Genomic DNA, 19,259 nt, shown 5'->3' with positions numbered 1-19,259 from the left:
ATGGCTAGCCAGGACTGGTTCGACAAGGACTTCTACAAGACGCTGGGCGTCTCGAAAGACGTCTCGGACGCCGATCTCAAGAAGACGTACCGCAAGCTCGCCCGCAAGTACCACCCCGACTCCAACCAGGGTGATGCCGCGGCCGAGGCGAAGTTCAAGGAGATCAGCGAGGCGTACAGCGTGCTGAGCGACGCCGAGCAGCGTCGGGAGTACGACGAGATCCGCGCCATGGGCTCTGGTGCCCGGTTCACGGCGCCAGGCTCGGGCGGCGCAGGCGGCTTCGAAGACGTCTTCAGCCGGTTCGGGCAGGGCGGCCGGGGCAGCCAGGCCGACTTCGACGACATCTTCTCGATGTTCTCGCAGGGCGGCGGCTCGTTCGGCGCGGGCCGGTTCGGCCAGCCGTCGGGCGGATACCGCGGCTTCGGCGGACCGCAGAAGGGCACCGACGTCACGGCCACCACGACGCTGGACTTCGTCACGGCCGTGCAGGGCGACACGATCACCCTGCAGGCGGCCGACGGCAAGCCGTTCAAGGTGAAGGTCCCCGCCGGCGTGAAGGACGGGCAGAAGATCCGCCTGCGCGGTCGCGGGCGCCCGTCGCCCGACGGCGGCGAACCAGGCGACATCGTCGTGCAGGTCAAGGTGCGCCCGCACCCCGTGTTCACCCGCGACGGACTGAACCTGCGCCTCACGGTGCCGGTGACGTTCACCGAGGCGACTCTCGGCGCGACGATCGAGGTGCCCACGCTCGGCGGCGAGACGGTCAAGCTCCGGGTCGCGCCTGGCACGCCCTCCGGGCGCGTGCTGAGGGTCAAGGGACGTGGCGTCACGTCGTCGAAGGGCACCGGCGACCTGCTCGCCGAGCTGCAGGTCGCCGTACCCGCGCACCTCGACGAGGCCGCGCGCGAGGCCCTCGAGCGCTTCCATGAGCTCGAGCCCAAAGAGAACCCGCGGGCCGAGATGATGGCCAAGGCGAAGGCCTGACGATGGATGCCGATTCGCCCGTCTTCGCGATCGCGGTCGCCGCGGAGCTCGCCGGAATGCACCCTCAGACCTTGCGGCAGTACGACCGCATCGGTCTGGTGGTGCCCGGCCGCACCCGCGGCGGCTCGCGGCGCTACTCGATGCGCGACATCGAGCAGCTCCGCGAGGTCGCGCAGCTCTCGAGCGAGGGGATGAGCCTGCCTGCCATCGCCCGCCTGCTCGATCTGGAAGACGAGGTGCGGATGCTGCGGCGCCGCGTCAGCGAGCTCGAGGGCTCGCTGCGCGCCGAGCGCGAGAATCGCCCCGGTGTGCGCGTGTTCGCCGCCGGGGCGACCGGGCAGGTCGTCACCCTGCCGTCGGGTCGGCGCATCCGCCGTTCGACGGAGGTCGTGCTCTGGCATCCGCGCGGAGCCGAACACCCGTCTGACGACCAGCAGCAGGCGGGTCCGCGGGAGGGGTAGCCGCGCCCCTGGAGCCGATGCTGCCACCGGCGCGGAAGGCTCTTTCGCGCTGATCGGAGGGGGTCTAGTCTTCGCGCACAGGCTGGGGCACTGCATCGGGCATGTCTCCCGCCTCATGACGAGGAGGAACCATGCGCACTGCCGCCAGAACAGGTCTGCTCATCGCCGGGATCGCCCTGGCCGTCTCTCTCACAGGCTGCTCGGGAGCCCCAGCAGCGGAGAGCACGAGCGAGAGCGCCCCGAAGAGCGATGAGAAGTCGTCGCCCTCGCCGACGGCGACCATGCAGAGCATCGACGAGGCCTGCGCGATCATCGCCGATGAAGGCGGCGCCCTCGTAGACGAGGCGAAGGAGGTCTCCGCCTCGACGCAGAACGATCCGGAGGCGAGCGTCGCGGCCGTGCAGGAACTCGACCAGAAGTTCCAGGCCCTCGGCGAGAAGATCACCAACGATGCCGTCTCTCCGGTCTACAACTCGTTCAGCGACGCGTACAGCAAGGTCGCGGAGATCGCCGCGCAGGGCGAGAACCCCGACGCGATGGACGAGATGCAGGCGGCCATCGAGAGGTTCGTCGACGCGGGCACGCAGATCGACCAGACCTGCTCGCAATGACGATGTGAGCCGGGCCCGTGGGCCGTGGCCGTGCGCGAGTCACGAGGCATCGCCTCGCGCCGAGGCTGACACGTGCAATAGGCTCGTCCCAGTCGGGGGGCTGCGCAAGGCGGGCCTTCGGCCTGTCACCGGAGGAGAATCCATGCGCACCGCACCCAAGACCGCTCTGTTCGTCACCGCTCTCGCCCTCGCCGTCGGCCTCACCGGCTGCTCGGGCGCACCGGCCGGAGACGGCAACGGCCAGAAGACCGAAGACAAGCCGGCCGCGAGCAGCCAGAGCGTCGCCGACGCCTGCAAGCTCTTCGTCGACGAGGGCACCGAGATCAGCAACAAGGCTCAGGAGCTCTCGGCTTCCGCTTCCACCGACCCGGCCGCCGCGGCTGCCGCGCTCGAGGACGTGCAGAAGGAGTTCGAGGCTCTCGGCGAGAAGATCACCAACGAGGAGATCTCGCCCGTCTACAACGAGTTCGTCACGGCATACGGCGAGTTCTCGACCATCATCGGCGAGGTCTCGTCCGACCCGTCGAAGGCCAACGAGGCCATGGAGAAGATGAGCGACACCGTCACCAAGGTCACCGACGCCAGCAAGAAGCTCGGCGAGGCCTGCAACGGCTGATCAGCGCACTGATCGCTGACGAGAACCCGCTCCCGCACTCGTGCAGGGGGCGGGTTCTTCCGTTCCGGGGCCGCACGTCGGAGAACGTCGCTGTGTCGTAGCTCAGAGGCCGAGCACCGCCTTCGCGATGAGGAAGTAGATGATCAGCCCAGTCGCGTCGACGAACGTCGTGATGAAGGGGTTCGAGAAGACCGCCGGGTCGACCTTGATCGCGCGTGCCGCGAGGGGCATGATGCCGCCGATCGACGCGGCCACCGTGCACACCGCGACGAGGGTGAGTCCGATGACGACGCCGATGTGCCAGTCGTACACGAGGCCCGCGAGCGCGAAGCCGAGCGTGCCGAGCAGCAGGCCGAGGCTGAAGCCCACTCTGACCTCGCGGGAGAGCACCCGCTTCACATCGCGCGGGGTGACCTCGCCGAGCGCAAGCGAGCGGGTGACGGTCGTCGCCGCCTGGTTGCCGGTGTTGCCGCCGGTGCCGATGAGCAGCGGCACGAACAGCGCGAGCACCGTCATCTGCGCGAGCGTCGCCTCGAAGGTGTCGAGCACCTGCACGGTGAGCGTCGCGCCGACGGCGAGCACGAGAAGCCAGACCACGCGCGAGCGCACCAGCTGGCGGATCGGGGTGGACAGGTAGGAACGGCGCAACGGCTCGACACCGCCCTGCCTGGCGGCGTCCTCGCTCTCCTCCTGCTTCAGGATGCGTGCTGCGTCGTCGATCGTGAGGATGCCGACCAGCCGCTGCTCGCTGTCGACGACCGGCAGCGCCAGGAGCGCCAGGTCGGTGGTGCGTCGTGCGGCCGCCTCTGCGTCCTCGGTGGCCACCGCGACGTGCGCCTCGCTCATGAGGTCGGCGATGCCGTCGTCCGGCTCGGCCGACAGCAGGTCGCGGAGGCTCACGACGCCGACGACCCTGCGCCCGCCGTCGGTCACAGGCACCGTGTACACCGTCTCGGCGCTGCTGAGCGCCGACCGCACGCGCGTCATCGTCTGCGCGACGCTCAAGTGCGGATGAGTCGTCACGAACTCAGGGCTCATGCGGCGACCGATCGAGTCCTGCGGATACCCCAGCATCGCGGCGGTGAGATCGCGCTCTCGGCGGTTCAGCCCACGCAGCAGTTGAGGCGCGACCGACGCCGGCAGCTCCTCGAGCAGCCAGACCCGGTCATCCGGATCCATCTCGGCGAACAGCGCGGCGACCTCGGCCTTGCGCAGGGCGCCGACGAGATCGCCTCTGGTGCCCGGCGAGAGCGCCTCGAACACCTCGAGAGCTCGAGACTTCGCGAGAAGCCGGTAGACGATGGCGGCGTCGTCGATGCCGAGGCGGTCGACGACCTCGACGAGCTCGGGAACGGCGAGGGGTGTGAGCGCGGCGGACGCGCCGGCCAGGTCGTTCTCTGCGATCAGGTGGCGGATGTCATCCGCGGCTTCGGAGACGGTCTGCAGCTGGGAGGGGGTCATGGTGGCGCCTTCAGGGAAGGGCACCGCGTCGAACGGGATCGCCCTGACAAGGGCGCAAGGGGGCGCGCGTCGCAGCAGACGCCGCCTCGTGGCTCAGTTCAGCGGTGCGGAAGCGGGGGGAGATCGTGTCTGCGACTGTGACTGTCACTGGACATGCGGCACCACCTCGCTTCCGTTGCTCGTACGACCCGTCGATTCTAGACGCAGGAAAGGGGGATGAGCGCTCAGGCAGGCGGCAGGCGAAGAACGTCGCCCTCGCCGCCGGTCAGGTCGGTGGCGATCCGGATGCTGCGCGCGAGGTCGTCGAGGGCGCCCTGCAGCGTGCCGAAGCGCTCGCGGTCGCTGCACACCGCCGTGAGGGTGATGAGGTGCGTCCCGGTGTCCCACGTGTATGTCGCCGAAGAGGGCGATGCCGGGTTCGGCGGCACAGGCATCCACAGCTTCTCGCCCTGACCGAGCGCGGTGCGGAAGTCCTCGGTGTCGTCGTACTCCATCGGCATCATGGCGCGCGCGGCACGCAGCTGAGGAGTGAGCTCCTGCACCGTCGCCATGGCCACCACCAGCTCGGGCTCGGCCTTCCATGTCCAGGCGAGCACCCGGCCGTCGGCCTTGCGCATCGCGAACGGGATGGCCTGACTCGCCAGCCAGCTGCCGAAGCGGGCGCCAGGCAGCGTCTCGCGCCCGAGGCCAGTGCCGGCCTGGGCCATCAGCATCCGGATGGCGGCCTTGCGGTGTCGCCGGCCGGTGAAGCCGAGCGAGCCGGTCACGGGGATCCAGAGGGCGCGGTCGGCAGACGAGATCAGGCGCATGACCCCACGGTACGCGGCCCGCCTCCCGGGCGGGCACAGTCCCCTCGGGTAGAGTGACGGGCGCCCAAGGCTAGAGATAGGCAGCTGACTTCCCGTGACCTCCGGACGCCCCCTGAAGATCCTCATCGGATGCGACACGTTCGCGCCCGACATCAACGGAGCCGCTCGCTTCGCCGAGCGCCTCGCCGCCGGCCTCGTGCAGCGCGGCCATGACGTGCACGTGGTCGCGCCGAACACCGCCTACCGTCGCTCGCCCGCGCACACCGAGGTGATCGAGGGCGAGCCCATGACCATGCACCGCCTCCCCGCCCTGCGCTGGCTGCCCCACGACTGGGTGCGCTTCGTGTGGCCGTGGCGGTCGAAGCACTGGGCGCGCAAGGTGCTCGACGAGGTGCAGCCCGACATCGTGCACATCCAGTCGCACATCATCATCGGACGGGGCCTGACCCGGATCGCCCACGAGCGCGGCATCCCGGTGATCGCGACCAACCACGTCATGGCCGAGAACATCCTCGATCACACGGCCATGCCGAAGTTCGTCGACGACATCGTGCTGCGCTTCGCGTGGGCTGACGCCAAGCGCACCTTCGACATGGCGCGCGCGGTCACCACGCCGACCCGCAAGGCGGCGGACTTCCTCGAGCGAACCATCAGGACGCAGGGCGTCGTACCGATCAGCTGCGGCATCGACCGCCGCAACTACACGCCGGTGATCGCGCCCCGCGACAGGAACCGCATCCTGTTCGTCGGCCGTCTGACCGGCGAGAAGCAGGTCGACGTGGTCCTGCGCGCCGTCGCGAAGCTCGACCCGGCGCTCGACGTGCACTTCGACATCGCCGGTGGCGGCGATCAGCGCAAGGCTCTCGAGGCGCTCGCCGCGCAGCTCGGCATCGCCGATCGTGTCACCTTCCACGGGCGGGTGACCGACGAGCAGCTGCGGGAGCTCTACTCGCGCTCGTCGGTGTTCGCGATCGCGTCGATCGCCGAGCTGCAGTCGATCGTGACGATGGAGGCCATGGCGTCCGCCCTGCCCGTCGTCGGAGCCAACGCCGTCGCGCTGCCGCACCTCGTGCACGATGGCGAGAACGGCCACCTCTTCGAGCCCGGCAACGTCGACGACCTCGCCGACAAGCTCACGCAGGTGCTGGCCGCGTCGCCCGCCGAGTACGAGCGCATGCAGCGCGCCTCACTCGACGGTGTCGCGGTGCATGACATCAACCGCACGCTCGACACCTTCGAGGCGCTCTACCGTGACGAGCCGCTGCCCGCCTGAGCTCGGCGCCGGATGCCCGGGCAGGGTCAGCGTGTCGGAACGGTGCGGTCGTTCTCGGCGACGCGCGCCCAGTCGGTTGGAGTCGCACGGAATCCGTCGCGGCGGAGCTCGGCGATGGTGGCCGCCGCACCCCAGAGGGCCAGCGCGCTGATGATGATGACGATGAACATGGCAGTAACGCTACGATCGGTTCAGAACTGCCACTAGTGGCAGACAGGACATCATGCGTAGGATTGCTGCCAAGCATCCACCGCATGAGAAGAGCCCCGATGAAGACCGTCGCCTGCGTGATCGACAACGGCTTCGCACCGTTCGAGTTCGGCGTCGCGTGCGAGGCCTTCGGCCTCGATCGCGCGGACGACGGCGTGCCGAACTTCGACTTCCGCGTCGTCGCCCCCGAGCCGGGGCTGGTGCGCTCGAAGATCGGATTCGCGGTCGAGGTCGAGCACGACCTCAGCTTCGCCCACGAGGCCGACCTCGTGATCTTCTGCCCCATGCCGCGCAGTCAGTGGACGAATGTGGATCCGAGGCTGATCGATCTGGCGAGGTCGGCCGTCGAACGGGATGCCTGGGTGATGAGCGTCTGCAGCGGCTCTTTCGCGCTCGCCGCCGCCGGCGTGCTCGACGGACGCCGTGCGACGACCCACTGGATGTACGCGCACACCCTGGCCGAGATGTATCCGCTCATCGACGTCGATCCCGACGTGCTCTTCGTGCAGGACGGCCGCATCATCAGCAGCGCCGGGACCGCCGCGGGCATCGACGCGTGCCTGCACCTGCTGCGCATCGAGCTCGGCGCCGAGATGGCCGGGCGCATCGCGCGCCGCATGGTCGTGCCGCCGCAGCGCGACGGCGGTCAGGCTCAGTACATCGACCGCCCGCTGCCGGTCGATGTGGGCGGGTCGCTGGCATCCGTGGCCGACTGGGCGGTGCAGAACCTGCACGACGATCTCTCGGTCGACCAGCTGGCCGACCACGCGCACATGTCGGCGCGCACCTTCGCGCGGCGGTTCAAGGCCGAGTTCGGGGCGACGCCCGCCGCGTGGCTGACCCGCCAGCGGGTGATCAGCGCGCAGCGAATGCTCGAGCGCACCGACTTCGGGCTCGACCGCATCGCAGAAGAGAGCGGGTTCGGCTCGGCGGCCATCCTGCGACAGAACTTCGCCCGGGTTCTCGGCACGACGCCGACCGCCTACCGGGCGCGCTTCTCGTGCCGGGACGAGCTGATGCCCGCCTGAGACGGAGAAGAGGTTCCCGCCGGACGGCGGGAACCTCTTCTGTCGACCTCAGCTCGAGCGCTCAGGCGTTGGTCATGCCACGGCGCAGCAGACGACCGCGGGCGTTCTCGAAGTCGATGACCTCGCCGTGCAGCCACGTCCTGCGCACGACACCCGCGAGCGCCTTGCCCTGGTACGGGGTGAGCGGGTTCTTGTGGTGCAGCTTCTTGACGTCGACCACGTAGGCGTCGTCGGCGGCGAAGATCGAGAAGTCGGCGTCGTATCCAGGGGCGATGCGTCCCTTGCCGGTGAGGCCGGCGAACTGCGCGGGGCGCTCGCTCATCCAGCCGACGACGGTCTCGAGCGACAGTCCGCGCTGGCGCGCCTCGGTCCAGATCAGCGACAGGCCGAGCTGCAGTGATGCGACGCCGCCCCATGCAACCGCGAAGTCGCCGTTCTCGAGGTCCTTGAGGTCAAGCGTCGAGGGGGAGTGATCCGACACGATGAAGTCGATCGTGCCGTCTTCGAGTCCCTGCCACAGCTGCTCGCGGTTGCCGGCCTCGCGGATCGGCGGGCAGCACTTGAAGGCGGTCGCGCCGTGCGGGATCTCCTCGGCCGTCAGCGTCAGGTAGTGCGGGCAGGTCTCGACGGTGAGCTTGAGCCCGTCGCTCTTGGCGCTGCGCAGCATGGGCAGCGCGTCAGACGAAGACAGGTGCAGGATGTGCGCCCGCCCGCCCGTCCAGCGCGCGCGCTCGATGACCTCGGCGATGGCGAGGTTCTCGGCACCACGGGGACGCGAGGCCAGGAACTTGCCGTAGTCGTCGCCCTCGGGCTGGGGTGCACGGTCGATGGCACGGGAGTCCTCGGCGTGCACGATCATCACCGAGTCGAAGGTGGCGAGCTCGCGCATGTCCGTCTCGAGCTCATCGGGGTCGAGCGGGGGGAACTCGTCGACACCCGAGTGCAGCAGGAAGCTCTTGAAGCCGAACACGCCGGCGTCGTGCAGCGGGCGCAGGTCGGCCGTGTTGCCCGGGATCGCACCGCCCCAGAAGCCCACGTCGACGTGGGTCTGGCCGCGAGCGGCCTCGCGCTTGGTCTCGAGCGCGTCGACGCTGACGGTCGGCGGGATGCTGTTCAGCGGCATGTCGATGATGGTCGTCACGCCGCCGGCGGCGGCCGCGCGAGTGGCGGAGGCGAAGCCCTCCCACTCGGTGCGGCCGGGCTCGTTGACGTGCACGTGTGTGTCGACCAGGCCGGGGATCAGGGTCTCGTCGTCGGCGAGCTCGATGACCTCGTCACCGGCGAGATTGTTGCCGAGCGGCTGCATGGCGACGATGACGCCGCCGCGCACGCCCACCTCGCGCGGGCGGATGCCCGCGGTCGTCAGCACTCGCGCACCGCGGATGACGAGGTCGTAGTGCTCGCCGGTCGGATCGAGCGAGACGGATTCCCCGTCGTGCTCTTCGGTCTCGTGCGACATGTCGCGCGTCCCTTCTGCCGGCGCTCCGCCGGGCTTGTGTTCTGTGGGGGTGATGGGTGCGGGGTGGCCTCAGCCTACGAGACCGGGGAAACCCGTGATCCGCTTCGCGCGCGGAGGGGCGTAGGTGCGCACCTTGGAGGTCTTCAGGCCGAGATTGACCAGGCCCTCGGCGACGACGACCGCCGCCTGCACGCCGTCGACGACGGGTACGCCGCACAGCTCGACGATGCGGTCCTTCAGCTCGGCCATGCCGCCGCAGCCCAGCACGATGACCTCGGCGCGGTCGACCTCGACGGCGAGCTTCGCCTCGGCGGCGATGGCCTCGACCGCGCGGTCGGGGTCGCTCTCGAGCTCGAGCACTCCGAGCCCCGAGGAGCGCACTGACGCGCAGCGATCGTGCAGGCCCGCGAGGATCAGGCGGTCCTCGATCAGCGGAACCGCACGATCGAGGGTCGTGACGACCGAGTAGGTGCGGCCCAGGTACATCGCGGTGGAGGCGGCCGCCTCAGTGATGTCGACGACGGGCACGTCGAGCAGCTCCTGCAGCCCTTCGCGGCCGTGCTCGCCGTAGCCCGCCTGGATGACGGCGTCGTACTCGCCCTCGTAGCGCACGACCTTGTCCATCACTCCTACGGCGGCGAGGTAGCTGTCGAAGTTGCCCTCGCACGAGTCGGCCCCGAAGTCCGGTGTGAGGCCGATGATCTCGGTGCCGGCCGAGGCGGCAGCTCGGGCCGCCTCGGCGATGCCGTCGGTCATCGTCTGGGTGGTGTTGACGTTCGCAACCAGGATGCGCATGGGTGTTCTCCGTTCGCTGTCGATCAGTGCGTGGGGGTGACGGCGATGTCGGTGCCCTCGACATCGGCGAAGGGGCCGCGGCGGTCGGCGAGGATGCCGTACGCGATGGCGCCGAGACCGGCGGCGAGGAACCACGAGAACTGGCTCACGACCTGGAAGGCGGGCACGAAGGTGAGCAGCAGGGCGATGGTACCCGAGATGGCGAGGGCGATCACGGCTCGCGGGTTGAAGCCGCGGGCGTAGTAGTACTCGCCGGTCACGTGCTCGGAGTAGAGCTCGGGCACGTTGATGCGCTGCTTCTTGATGAGCCAGTAGTCGACCATGATGATGCCGAACAGCGGGCCCAGCAGAGCGCCGAGACCGTTCAGGAAGATGCCGATCACGACGGGCGAGTTGTACATGTTCCACGGCAGGATCACGAGGCCGATGACCGCCGAGAGCAGCGCCGCCTTGCGGAAGTTCAGGTGCCGCGGGAACAGGTTGGTGAGCGCGTACGTCGGGGCGACGAAGTTCGCCATCAGGTTCACGGCGATCGTGAGCACGATCAGCGCGAGCGAGGCGAGCACGAGCAGCAGGGTGTTCGGGATCGCGGCGACGACGTCGGCGGGGGAGGCGATCGCGACGCCGTTGATCGTGAACGAGCCGCCCGCGAGCACCACGACGACGGTGCCGAAGAAGAGCATGTTGATCGGGATGCCCCAGAAGTTGCCCTTCACGATCGACTTCTTGGACCTGGCGCCGCGGGTGAAGTCGCAGAAGTTGAGCACGAACGTGCCGTAGATGGCGACCCAGGCCGATGCGCCGCCGAGCATGTGCAGCCAGAGGTCGGCTCCCTGCAGGGGTGAGTCGTTCGTCCACGAGATCTGGAAGTCGGCCTGGACGAGGACCCAGACGGCGAGTGCGACGAAGGTCGCGAGGATGACGGGGCCGGCGAAGGCCTCGTACTTGCGGATCATCTCCATGCCGTAGCTGACGATGATCGACTGCAGCACCCAGAGCACGAGGAACGTCAGCCAGCCGAGGCCCGACAGTCCGAGGAACGAGCCCTGCTGCCACGCGGCTGCGCCCGGGAGGAGAGCGATGATCACGACCTGCAGCACCTGGGAGGCGAGATACGTCTGGATGCCGAACCAGGCGATGGCGACGCCGCCTCGCAGGAGTGCGGGGATCTGCGCGCCGTAGATGCCGAAGGAGATGCGGCTCATGACGGGGAACGGAACACCCGTCTTCTCGCCCATGAATCCCGACAGGGTGAGGAGCAGGAAGAGGAAGAGGGCGCCGAACGCCAGCGACCCCAGAATCGCGCCGCCGCTCATGCCGAGCGAGAAGAGCCCGATCGCCCAGACGTAGTTGCCGAGGCTGTGCACGTCGTTCGCCCACAGTGCGAAGATGCTGTAGGCGCTCCAGTGCCGCCCTTCACGGGTGGTCGGCGCGAGGTCGCTGTTGTAGAGACGGGGGCTCAGACCCATCTGAACGGCGAAAGTCCCCGAAGGGGCCTCGTCGAGACCTTCAGAAGCGCGGCTGCGCGGATGCGCGTACTCTTCGGTTGCCATTGCGGGACTCCAATATCCGGACTACGCCGTCGGGAATGAGTGGAGCATGTGATTCTGCTCCGATATTTCGTATTGCGAAAGTATTCTTTCGTAGTACGTTATTCGAACACAGCGCGGCTCGCCTGTCAAGTGGACTCCGGGGCTGTGGCGCGGGGTGACCCCTCGCGTTAGACTTTTCGTATAGCAGAACTTGATTTTCGTTGATCGGAACTGGCATGAACGCTTCACTCACCTCTACTACGCGACGCGAGATCGCCCCCGAACTCGCGCGTTCGTGGCTGCTCGTGGCTGCCACGCGTCCCGAGACCTTCGACGCCGCGGCGGCCTCGCACGCCGACGCCGTCGTGCTGGACATCGAGGATGCCGTTGACGCCAGCAAGAAGGAGTCGGCCCGCGCCGATGTGGTGCGATGGCTGAGCGAGGGCGGTCGTGCCTGGGTGCGCATCAACGACGCCGGCAGCGACTACTGGGCCGACGACATCGAGGAGCTGCGCACGGCGCCGGGTCTGCAGGGCGTGATGCTCGCCAAGACCGAGCTCGGGGGTCAGGTCATGGACACCTACAACCGTCTCGGCGCCCGTGTCCCGATCGTGGCGCTGGTCGAGTCGGCCATCGGAATCGAGAACGCCAGTGAGATCGCCCGGGCCAAGGGCGTGTTCCGCCTCGCCTTCGGAAGCGGTGACTTCCGCCGCGACACGGGCATGTCGGCCGATCGCGAGGCCATGGCCTATCCGCGTGCCCGCCTGGTCATCTCGAGCCGGGTCGGCGGCCTGCCCGGTCCGATCGACGGTCCCACGGTCGGATCGAGCCATCCCATCCTGCGCGAGCAGTCGGCCACCACCGTCTCGATGGGCATGACCGGGAAGCTCTGCCTCTCGGCCGACCAGGCCCCCGTCGTCAACGAGGTCATCAGCCCCACCCGCACCGACGTCGAGTGGGCACACGAGTTCCTCGCCGACTTCGACGCCCGCGGGCGGATCGTGCGAGACGGCAGCGATCTGCCCCGCCTCGGCCGGGCCCGCAAGATCATGCAGCTCGCCGAGGCCTTCGACGTGCTCCCCGTCGCGCGCTGACAGCGCCGCGACCCAGCATCCATCCCCGAACAGAACGGAGTCATCATGACCGACAAGCTCACCGCCGGCAGCACGGCGCCCGATTTCGCCCTCGCCGACGCCGAGGGCCGCACCACCTCGCTCGCCGACTACCGGGGCCGCAACGTGGTGGTCTACTTCTACCCGAAGGCGGCCACCCCCGGCTGCACCACCGAGGCCTGCGACTTCCGCGACAGCCTCTCGGCTCTCGACGCCGCCGGCTACGCGGTCATCGGCGTCTCGCCGGACTCGGTCGAGGAGATCCGATCGTTCGCCGAAGCCGAGCACCTCACCTTCCCGCTGCTCGCCGACAGGGACGCCGCGGTCGCCAAGGCGTGGGGCGTGTGGGGCGAGAAGACGGTCGGCGACCGCACGTTCGAGGGCGTGATCCGCTCGACCTTCGTCCTCGACGGCGAGGGCGTCGTGCAGCGGGCAGAATATGGTGTGGATGCAGAGGGTCACGTGGCCCGTCTGCGCGCAGAACTCGGAGTCTGACTCCACAATGTGAAAAGGGCCGCCGGGGATGTTGACAAACGACTCCGGCGGCCCGCACAATACTTACACATGCTGAAATAACAGTTCCGGCATACGGAAGTAACCTTCTCGTGAAGACTCCGTCAGGGGTTTCCGTATAGCCTTCGCGCCGGATGCCAGCATCTGCTTGAGGATCGAAGATGTTGCTCGAGAACTTCAATGTGGCCGCTCGCGAAGAAGCCGTCGCCGTCGTGAAGCCGGCGCTCGACATCGCTCGCTGGATCGATGGGATCATCGACGGCCGGCCGTACCAGAGCATCGACGAGGTCGCGGCCGCAGCCGCCACCGTCGCAGCCCCGCTCACCGAGGCCGAGATCGACGGCGCCCTGGCGCACCACCCTCGTATCGGCGAGCGCCCCCAGGGCGAGACCGCCGAGGCAGCGCTCTCACGCAAGGAGCAGCCGGGCGTCGACGCCGACACCGCAGCGCGGCTCGCCGAGGGCAACAAGGCCTATGAGCAGCGGTTCGACCGCGTGTACCTGGTGCGCGCCGCCGGACGCTCGGCGGAAGAGATCCTCGCCCTGCTGCAGGAGCGGCTGGGCAACACCCCCGAACAGGAGCTCGTCGTGGTCGACCAGCAGCTGCGCGAGATCGCGGCGCTGCGCCTGGCCGGAGCCCTCGAGAGCTGAAGGAGCGCGACATGAGCGTTTCCCACGTGACCACCCACATCCTGGACACCTCGGTCGGGCGCCCCGCGCCCGACGTCGCGGTCGCGCTCGAAGCCCGTCAGGGCGACGAGTGGGTCGCGATCGGCTCAGGATCCACAGATGCTGACGGGCGGGTGAAAGAACTGGGCCCCGAGCGGCTGGAGAGCGGTGCGTACCGACTCCGGTTCGACACGGCGGCCTACTTCGCCGGCATCGACACGGACACCTTCTTCCCGGAGGTGGTGTTGACCTTCCAGGTCGACGCTGAGCAGGCGCACTATCACGTGCCGCTGCTGCTGAGCCCGTTCGCCTATTCCACTTACCGAGGAAGCTGAGTAGAAATCATGACCAACATCATTCTGGGCAAGAACCAGTACGGCAAGGCCGAGGTCCGAGTCGTCCGGGTCACGCGCGACACCGCACGTCACGAGATCGAGGACCTCAACGTCACGTCGCAGCTGCGGGGCGACCTCGACAGCGCCCACTTCGAGGGCAACAACGAGCACGTCGTCCCGACCGACACGCAGAAGAACACGGTGTACGCCTTCGCCAAGGACGGCGTCGGCAGCCCCGAGGAGTTCCTGCTCCGCCTCGGCCGCCACTTCACGGGTGAGTTCGACTGGATCACCGGCGGTCGCTGGGAGGCCGAGCAGTACACCTGGCAGCGCATCCAGGGCGACGACGGCGAGCACGACCACTCGTTCGTGCGCGGGGGCACCGAGACCCGCACGTCCGTCGTGCAGATCGACGGCGACGACACGGTCGTGATCGCGGGCCTGCAGGACCTCAAGGTGCTGAAGTCGACCCAGAGCGGCTTCGTCGGCTACCCGAAGGACAAGTACACGACGCTGCCCGAGACCGAGGACCGCATCCTCGCCACCTCGGTCACCGCCAAGTGGCGCTACAACCGCAACGACCTCGACTACAACGAGGTCTTCGCCGACGTCCGCCGCCTGCTGCTCGCGGGATTCTCGCGCAACTACTCGTACGCCCTGCAGCACACGCTGAAGGAGATGGCCGAGGCCGTGCTCGAGGCACACCCCGAGATCGACGAGATCCGCTTCTCGACCCCGAACAGCCACCACTTCGTGGTCGACCTGTCGCCGTTCGGTCTCGAGAACCCCAACGAGGTCTTCTACGCGGCCGACCGCCCGTACGGTCTCATCGAGGCGTCGTTCCTTCGCGAGGGCGCCGACACCGACCACTGGTCGTGGGACGGCATCGCCGGCTTCTGCTGATCCTGCGCCCGGCGATCACCGCATGCGCACCCCGGGGCCCGTCGGCCATGCCGACGGGCCCTCGGGGCATCCGGGACCGCAGCGCAGGGTCAGCCGCGGCCGCCGAACGGCATGCCCGCAGCCGCCACCGTGAGCGAGGTGATGTTCGCCTCCGCGGGCAGCTGCGCCATGAACAGCACGGCCCGAGCGGCATCCGCCACATCGAAGGTCGGCTCGACCAGGCGCGATCCGTCTGCCTGCAGGGCGCCCGAGCCCACGCCGATCTCCGACATGATCTGCGTGGCGGCGTTGCCGATGTCGATCTGGCCGCAGCTGATCCCGTGGCGACGGCCATCGAGGTCGATCGACCGGGTCAGCCCCGTGATCGCATGCTTGCTGACCGCGTAGGCCACCGATTGCGGGCGGGGCACCTGCGCCGAGATCGAGCCGTTGTTGATGATGCGTCCGCCCGAGGGCTGCTGCGCGATCATCGTGCGCATCGCCGCACCTGCGCACAGCAGGGCGCCCGTCACGTTCACCTCGATCGTGCGCGTGAACTCCTCGGGGTCGATCTCGGCGGCCGATGCGGCCGGGCCGAACACCCCGGCATTGTTGAACAGAACGTCCACCCGGCCCCACTCGGCCACGACCCGCTCGAAAAGCGCGTCGACCTCCGCCGCTATGGTGATGTCGGTCGGCACGACCAGGGCATCCGGATGCCCTGCCGCGGTCTGCTCGAGGGCATCCGCCCGTCGACCCGCCAGGGCGACCTTGAATCCGGCGTCGAGCATCGCCACGGTGACCGCCCGGCCGATCCCTGAACCTGCACCCGTGACGACGGCGATGCGATCGCTCACAGCCACCCCTTCCGCTTCTGTTCGCCTGCCTGACCGGCAGCCTCACTCCATCTAACAAGAAAGGCCGAAAGTGAACGACGATCGCGCCTCAGCATCCATCCTCGACTCAGCCCCCGGCGACATCGATCCGGAGGAGACCGCCGAATGGCTCGAGTCCCTCGACGCCGTCGTGAGCGCGCGCGGCCCGGCCCGCGGCGAGCACCTCGTGCGCAGCCTGGTCGAGCGCGCCGGCCTGCGCGACGAACCCAGCGCCACCACCGACTACGTGAACACGATCGCCGCGGCCGACGAGCCCGAGTACCCCGGCGACGAAGAGCTCGAGCGCCGCTACCGGGCGTGGATGCGCTGGAATGCGGCCGTGCTGGTGCATCGCGCGCAGCGGCCCGGCATCGGCGTCGGCGGCCACATCTCGACCTACGCGGGCGCGGCGACGCTCTACGAGGTCGGGTTCAACCACTTCTTCCGCGGCAAGGACCACCCCGGCGGCGGCGATCAGGTCTTCTTCCAGGGCCACGCGTCGCCGGGCATGTACGCCCGCGCGTACATGGAGGGTCGTCTGAGCGAAGAGGACCTCGACGGCTTCCGTCAGGAGAAGTCGCGCGAGGGGCACGCGCTCAGCTCGTACCCGCACCCGCGGCTCATGCCCGAGTTCTGGGAGTTCCCCACCGTCTCGATGGGCATCGGTCCCATGAACGCGATCTACCAGGCGCAGTCGAACCGCTACCTGCAGGGCCGTGGCCTCAAGGACACGAGTGACCAGCACGTCTGGGCGTTCCTCGGCGACGGCGAGATGGACGAACCCGAGTCGCGAGGCCTGCTGCAGCTCGCCGCCAACGACGGCCTCGACAACCTGACCTTCGTCGTCAACTGCAACCTGCAGCGTCTCGACGGTCCGGTGCGAGGGAACGGCAAGATCATCCAGGAGCTCGAGGGCTTCTTCCGCGGTGCCGGCTGGAACGTCATCAAGGTGATCTGGGGCCGGGAGTGGGACGACCTGCTCGCCCGCGACGAGGACGGCGCGCTCGTCGACATCATGAACACCACGCGCGACGGCGACTACCAGACGTACAAGGCGGAGTCGGGCGGGTTCATCCGCGAGAACTTCTTCGGGCGCGACGAGCGCGCGGCGGCCCTGGTCGAGAACCTCACGGACGACGAGATCTGGGGTCTGAAGCGCGGCGGCCACGACTATCACAAGGTGTTCGCGGCGTATCAGCAGTCGATGCAGCGCAACGGCAAGCCGACTGTCATCCTCGTGAAGACGGTGAAGGGCTACGGCCTCGGGCAGCGCTTCGAGGCGCGCAACGCCACCCACCAGATGAAGAAGCTCACGCTGCAGGACCTGAAGGACTTCCGCGATCACCTGCGTGTGCCGATCACGGATGCCCAGCTCGAAGCCGACCCGTATCAGCCGCCGTACTACCACCCGGGCGCCGATGCGCCGGAGATCCGGTACATGCAGGAGCGCCGCCGGGAGCTGGGCGGATACCTGCCCGAACGCCGTCCCCACGCGGCGGGCGAGATCACACTGCCCGATGCCAGGGCCTACGAGGTGGCCGCCCGAGGCTCCGGCAAGCAGGAGGCCGCGACGACCATGGCGTTCGTGCGCGTGCTGAAGGACCTCATGCGAGACAAGGAGTTCGGCAAGCGCATCGTGCCGATCATCCCCGATGAGGCGCGCACCTTCGGAATGGACGCGTTCTTCCCGACCGCGAAGATCTACAACCCCAACGGACAGAACTATCTCGCGGTCGACCGCGACATCGTGCTCTCGTACAAGGAGTCGACGTCGGGGCAGATCGTGCACGTCGGCATCAACGAGGCGGGCTCGATCGCCGCCTTCACCGCCGCCGGCACCGCGTACGCCACGCACGGCGTGCCGCTGATCCCGGTCTACGTGTTCTACTCGATGTTCGGCTTCCAGCGCACGGGCGATTCGCTGTGGGCCGCGGCCGACCAGATGGCCCGTGGCTTCCTCATCTCGGCGACAGCGGGTCGGACCACGCTGACGGGTGAGGGCCTGCAGCACGCAGACGGCCACTCGCCGCTGCTCGCCGCCACCAACCCGGCCGTGATCACCTACGACCCGGCGTACGGCTACGAGATCGGTCACATCATGCGCGCAGGCATCGAGCGGATGTACGGCCAGGACTCGACCGATCGCAACTGGATCTACAACCTCATGGTCTACAACGAGCCGATCGTGCAGCCTGCAGAGCCCGATGGGGTCGATGTCGAGGGCATCCTCGGGGGCATCCACCGCATCTCTCCCGCGCAGGGGGAGGGACCACGGACGCACTTGCTGGCGTCAGGCATCGGCGTCACCTGGGCCCTCGAGGCGCAGCAGCTGCTGCGCGACGGGTGGGGGGTGGCCGCCGACGTGTTCTCGGTCACCTCGTGGACCGAGCTGCGCCGCGACGCGGTGCGTGCCGAGGAGGAGGCGTTCCTGCACCCAGAGAACGGCGTGCGCACACCGTTCGTGCGGCAGCAGCTGGCAGACGCGCACGGCCCCATCGTGGCGGTCAGCGACTATGCGAAGGACCTGCCAGACCAGATCCGCCAGTTCGTGAAGAACGACTGGGCCACGCTGGGCGCCGACGGCTTCGGCTTCTCGGACACCCGAGCCGCCGCCCGCCGCTTCTTCAAGATCGATTCGCACTCGGTCGTGGTGCGCGCGCTGCAGCTGCTCGCCGCCAGGGGAGAGGTCGATGCCGCGGCTCCCGCTCAGGCCGCCGAGCGCTACCGCCTGCACGACGTGAACGCCGGGACGAGCGGAAACGCGGGCGGCGACGCCTGATCCTCGTCACGAGACGCCAAGAGGGCCGGATGCATCGCATCCGGGCCTCTCTCTGCATGCGGCGCTCGGGCTGTCAGGAGACCAGTTCGGCGCTGATCGCCTCGGCGGCCTTGCGGAGCATGGGCACGGCGCGCTCGCCGAATGCCTCGTCGACGCGTGAGATGGGGCCCGAAACCGAGACGGCGGTCGGAGTGGGCGCATCGGGAACGGCCATCGAGAAGCAGCGCACGCCGATCTCCTGCTCCTGATCGTCGATCGCGTAGCCGCGCTCGCGGATGCGGTCGAGCTCGGCGATCAGGGCATCGACGTCGCCGATGCTGAACTCGGTCGGGGTGGGCATGCCGGCGCGCGTGACGATGCTGCGGACGGTGTCGTCGGGCAGCTGCGCCAGGATCGCCTTGCCGACACCGGTGTCGTGGGTGTGCGCTCGGCGGCCGACCTCGGTGAACATGCGCATCGAGTGCAGCGAGGGCACCTGGGCGACGTACACGACCATGTTGCCGTCGAGCACGGCCATGTTCGCGCTCTCGCCGAGCTGGTCGACCAGACCCTTCAACTGCGGTCGGGCCAGCGCGCCGAACTGCCGGGACGCACCCTCTCCGATGCGGATCAGCCGTGGCCCCAGCGCGTAGCGGCGGTTCGGCAGCTGGCGCGCGTAGCCGAGCGAGACGAGCGTGCGCAGCAGGCGGTGGATCGTCGGGAGCGGGAGATCGGTCGACGATGCGAGCTCGCTCAGGGTCACGTCACCGCCGGCATCGGTCACCAGCTCGAGCAGTTCGAACACGCGCTCGACGGACTGCACTCCTGATCCGCTGCCGCGCGGAGTCTTGCTTTCGGCCATCAGGTCCTCCTAGGT

General features: G+C 68.6%; 20 protein-coding genes. 12 read left to right on the top strand and 8 right to left on the bottom strand.

What is annotated here, in order from left to right; translation table 11 throughout:
* From JOE67_RS07500 to JOE67_RS07485, 4 genes are all read left to right on the top strand, one after another.
* On the top strand, positions 1-984 hold the full coding sequence (locus JOE67_RS07500) for a DnaJ C-terminal domain-containing protein (RefSeq protein WP_204974861.1): 984 nt from the start codon (positions 1-3) through the stop codon (positions 982-984).
* A 2-nt stretch (positions 985-986) separates the two neighbouring features.
* Positions 987-1,445 (top strand): heat shock protein transcriptional repressor HspR, encoded by a 459-nt coding sequence (locus tag JOE67_RS07495; RefSeq protein WP_204974860.1) that lies wholly within the window; start codon positions 987-989, stop codon positions 1,443-1,445.
* Between the two features lie 131 nt (positions 1,446-1,576).
* Positions 1,577-2,056, top strand: coding sequence for a hypothetical protein (locus JOE67_RS07490; protein ID WP_204974859.1), 480 nt, complete (start codon positions 1,577-1,579; stop codon positions 2,054-2,056).
* A 142-nt stretch (positions 2,057-2,198) separates the two neighbouring features.
* On the top strand, positions 2,199-2,672 hold the full coding sequence (locus JOE67_RS07485) for a hypothetical protein (protein ID WP_204974858.1): 474 nt from the start codon (positions 2,199-2,201) through the stop codon (positions 2,670-2,672).
* Between the two features lie 102 nt (positions 2,673-2,774).
* Here the strand turns inward: JOE67_RS07485 and mgtE are convergent, their stop codons facing one another.
* A complete protein-coding gene (mgtE, locus tag JOE67_RS07480) occupies positions 2,775-4,133 on the bottom strand; it encodes a magnesium transporter (RefSeq protein WP_204974857.1) in 1,359 nt (452 codons plus the stop codon).
* A 224-nt stretch (positions 4,134-4,357) separates the two neighbouring features.
* Positions 4,358-4,942: a hypothetical protein gene (locus tag JOE67_RS07475; RefSeq protein WP_204974856.1), complete on the bottom strand. Its 585-nt coding sequence runs from the start codon at positions 4,940-4,942 to the stop codon at positions 4,358-4,360.
* Between the two features lie 94 nt (positions 4,943-5,036).
* Here JOE67_RS07475 and JOE67_RS07470 point away from each other — a divergent pair, with 94 nt between their 5' ends.
* On the top strand, positions 5,037-6,215 hold the full coding sequence (locus tag JOE67_RS07470) for a glycosyltransferase (RefSeq protein WP_204974855.1): 1,179 nt from the start codon (positions 5,037-5,039) through the stop codon (positions 6,213-6,215).
* 26 nt (positions 6,216-6,241) lie between these two features.
* Here JOE67_RS07470 and JOE67_RS07465 read toward each other — a convergent pair whose 3' ends face one another.
* A complete protein-coding gene (locus JOE67_RS07465) occupies positions 6,242-6,385 on the bottom strand; it encodes a hypothetical protein (protein ID WP_204974854.1) in 144 nt (47 codons plus the stop codon).
* Between the two features lie 99 nt (positions 6,386-6,484).
* Between JOE67_RS07465 and JOE67_RS07460 the strand changes: the two genes are divergently transcribed.
* The gene (locus JOE67_RS07460) at positions 6,485-7,453 is read left to right on the top strand and encodes a GlxA family transcriptional regulator (RefSeq protein ID WP_071641957.1); all 969 of its coding nucleotides are present in this window, start codon (positions 6,485-6,487) and stop codon (positions 7,451-7,453) included.
* A gap of 61 nt (positions 7,454-7,514) precedes the next feature.
* Here JOE67_RS07460 and allB read toward each other — a convergent pair whose 3' ends face one another.
* From allB to JOE67_RS07445, 3 genes are all read right to left on the bottom strand, one after another.
* Positions 7,515-8,912, bottom strand: coding sequence for an allantoinase AllB (gene allB / locus JOE67_RS07455; RefSeq protein ID WP_204974853.1), 1,398 nt, complete (start codon positions 8,910-8,912; stop codon positions 7,515-7,517).
* Positions 8,913-8,981: 69 nt separating this feature from the next.
* A complete protein-coding gene (locus JOE67_RS07450) occupies positions 8,982-9,707 on the bottom strand; it encodes an aspartate/glutamate racemase family protein (protein WP_071641964.1) in 726 nt (241 codons plus the stop codon).
* Between the two features lie 23 nt (positions 9,708-9,730).
* Positions 9,731-11,260, bottom strand: coding sequence for an NCS1 family nucleobase:cation symporter-1 (locus JOE67_RS07445; protein WP_071641966.1), 1,530 nt, complete (start codon positions 11,258-11,260; stop codon positions 9,731-9,733).
* A gap of 215 nt (positions 11,261-11,475) precedes the next feature.
* Here JOE67_RS07445 and JOE67_RS07440 point away from each other — a divergent pair, with 215 nt between their 5' ends.
* From JOE67_RS07440 to pucL, 5 genes are all read left to right on the top strand, one after another.
* On the top strand, positions 11,476-12,333 hold the full coding sequence (locus tag JOE67_RS07440; protein WP_071641968.1) for an HpcH/HpaI aldolase/citrate lyase family protein: 858 nt from the start codon (positions 11,476-11,478) through the stop codon (positions 12,331-12,333).
* 45 nt (positions 12,334-12,378) lie between these two features.
* Positions 12,379-12,846 (top strand): thioredoxin-dependent thiol peroxidase, encoded by a 468-nt coding sequence (gene bcp, locus JOE67_RS07435; protein WP_204974852.1) that lies wholly within the window; start codon positions 12,379-12,381, stop codon positions 12,844-12,846.
* 179 nt (positions 12,847-13,025) lie between these two features.
* On the top strand, positions 13,026-13,514 hold the full coding sequence (gene uraD, locus JOE67_RS07430) for a 2-oxo-4-hydroxy-4-carboxy-5-ureidoimidazoline decarboxylase (RefSeq protein WP_204974851.1): 489 nt from the start codon (positions 13,026-13,028) through the stop codon (positions 13,512-13,514).
* An 11-nt stretch (positions 13,515-13,525) separates the two neighbouring features.
* Positions 13,526-13,867 carry a hydroxyisourate hydrolase gene (gene uraH / locus JOE67_RS07425; protein ID WP_204974850.1) on the top strand — a complete coding sequence of 114 codons (342 nt, stop codon included), beginning with the start codon at positions 13,526-13,528 and terminating at the stop codon, positions 13,865-13,867.
* 9 nt (positions 13,868-13,876) lie between these two features.
* The gene (gene pucL / locus JOE67_RS07420) at positions 13,877-14,770 is read left to right on the top strand and encodes a factor-independent urate hydroxylase (RefSeq protein WP_204974849.1); all 894 of its coding nucleotides are present in this window, start codon (positions 13,877-13,879) and stop codon (positions 14,768-14,770) included.
* An 89-nt stretch (positions 14,771-14,859) separates the two neighbouring features.
* Here pucL and JOE67_RS07415 read toward each other — a convergent pair whose 3' ends face one another.
* Positions 14,860-15,612 carry an SDR family oxidoreductase gene (locus JOE67_RS07415; protein WP_204974848.1) on the bottom strand — a complete coding sequence of 251 codons (753 nt, stop codon included), beginning with the start codon at positions 15,610-15,612 and terminating at the stop codon, positions 14,860-14,862.
* Between the two features lie 64 nt (positions 15,613-15,676).
* Between JOE67_RS07415 and aceE the strand changes: the two genes are divergently transcribed.
* Positions 15,677-18,403, top strand: coding sequence for a pyruvate dehydrogenase (acetyl-transferring), homodimeric type (gene aceE / locus JOE67_RS07410; RefSeq protein WP_204974847.1), 2,727 nt, complete (start codon positions 15,677-15,679; stop codon positions 18,401-18,403).
* 73 nt (positions 18,404-18,476) lie between these two features.
* Here aceE and JOE67_RS07405 read toward each other — a convergent pair whose 3' ends face one another.
* Entirely contained in the window at positions 18,477-19,244 is a 768-nt protein-coding gene (locus tag JOE67_RS07405; protein WP_204974846.1) for an IclR family transcriptional regulator, read from the bottom strand.
* Positions 19,245-19,259 lie beyond the last annotated feature (15 nt).

Origin of the sequence: Microbacterium esteraromaticum, assembly GCF_016907315.1 — a bacterium.
Classification (GTDB): domain Bacteria; phylum Actinomycetota; class Actinomycetes; order Actinomycetales; family Microbacteriaceae; genus Microbacterium; species Microbacterium esteraromaticum.
Note: the sequence above shows the minus strand (reverse complement) of the source record. Positions and strands in the feature narration are given on the sequence as shown.

Excerpts from the sequence above, each read along its gene's own strand:
- bcp (WP_204974852.1), top strand. The coding sequence starts at position 12,379 with ATGACCGACAAGCTCACCGCCGGCAGCACGGCGCCCGATTTCGCCCTC.
- JOE67_RS07445 (WP_071641966.1), bottom strand. The coding sequence starts at position 11,260 with ATGGCAACCGAAGAGTACGCGCATCCGCGCAGCCGCGCTTCTGAAGGT.
- JOE67_RS07460 (WP_071641957.1), top strand. The coding sequence starts at position 6,485 with ATGAAGACCGTCGCCTGCGTGATCGACAACGGCTTCGCACCGTTCGAG.
- mgtE (WP_204974857.1), bottom strand. The coding sequence starts at position 4,133 with ATGACCCCCTCCCAGCTGCAGACCGTCTCCGAAGCCGCGGATGACATC.
- JOE67_RS07495 (WP_204974860.1), top strand. The coding sequence starts at position 987 with ATGGATGCCGATTCGCCCGTCTTCGCGATCGCGGTCGCCGCGGAGCTC.
- JOE67_RS07475 (WP_204974856.1), bottom strand. The coding sequence starts at position 4,942 with ATGCGCCTGATCTCGTCTGCCGACCGCGCCCTCTGGATCCCCGTGACC.
- allB (WP_204974853.1), bottom strand. The coding sequence starts at position 8,912 with ATGTCGCACGAGACCGAAGAGCACGACGGGGAATCCGTCTCGCTCGAT.
- pucL (WP_204974849.1), top strand. The coding sequence starts at position 13,877 with ATGACCAACATCATTCTGGGCAAGAACCAGTACGGCAAGGCCGAGGTC.
- JOE67_RS07450 (WP_071641964.1), bottom strand. The coding sequence starts at position 9,707 with ATGCGCATCCTGGTTGCGAACGTCAACACCACCCAGACGATGACCGAC.
- uraH (WP_204974850.1), top strand. The coding sequence starts at position 13,526 with ATGAGCGTTTCCCACGTGACCACCCACATCCTGGACACCTCGGTCGGG.
- JOE67_RS07465 (WP_204974854.1), bottom strand. The coding sequence starts at position 6,385 with ATGTTCATCGTCATCATCATCAGCGCGCTGGCCCTCTGGGGTGCGGCG.
- JOE67_RS07405 (WP_204974846.1), bottom strand. The coding sequence starts at position 19,244 with ATGGCCGAAAGCAAGACTCCGCGCGGCAGCGGATCAGGAGTGCAGTCC.
- JOE67_RS07500 (WP_204974861.1), top strand. The coding sequence starts at position 1 with ATGGCTAGCCAGGACTGGTTCGACAAGGACTTCTACAAGACGCTGGGC.
- uraD (WP_204974851.1), top strand. The coding sequence starts at position 13,026 with ATGTTGCTCGAGAACTTCAATGTGGCCGCTCGCGAAGAAGCCGTCGCC.
- JOE67_RS07440 (WP_071641968.1), top strand. The coding sequence starts at position 11,476 with ATGAACGCTTCACTCACCTCTACTACGCGACGCGAGATCGCCCCCGAA.
- JOE67_RS07485 (WP_204974858.1), top strand. The coding sequence starts at position 2,199 with ATGCGCACCGCACCCAAGACCGCTCTGTTCGTCACCGCTCTCGCCCTC.
- JOE67_RS07490 (WP_204974859.1), top strand. The coding sequence starts at position 1,577 with ATGCGCACTGCCGCCAGAACAGGTCTGCTCATCGCCGGGATCGCCCTG.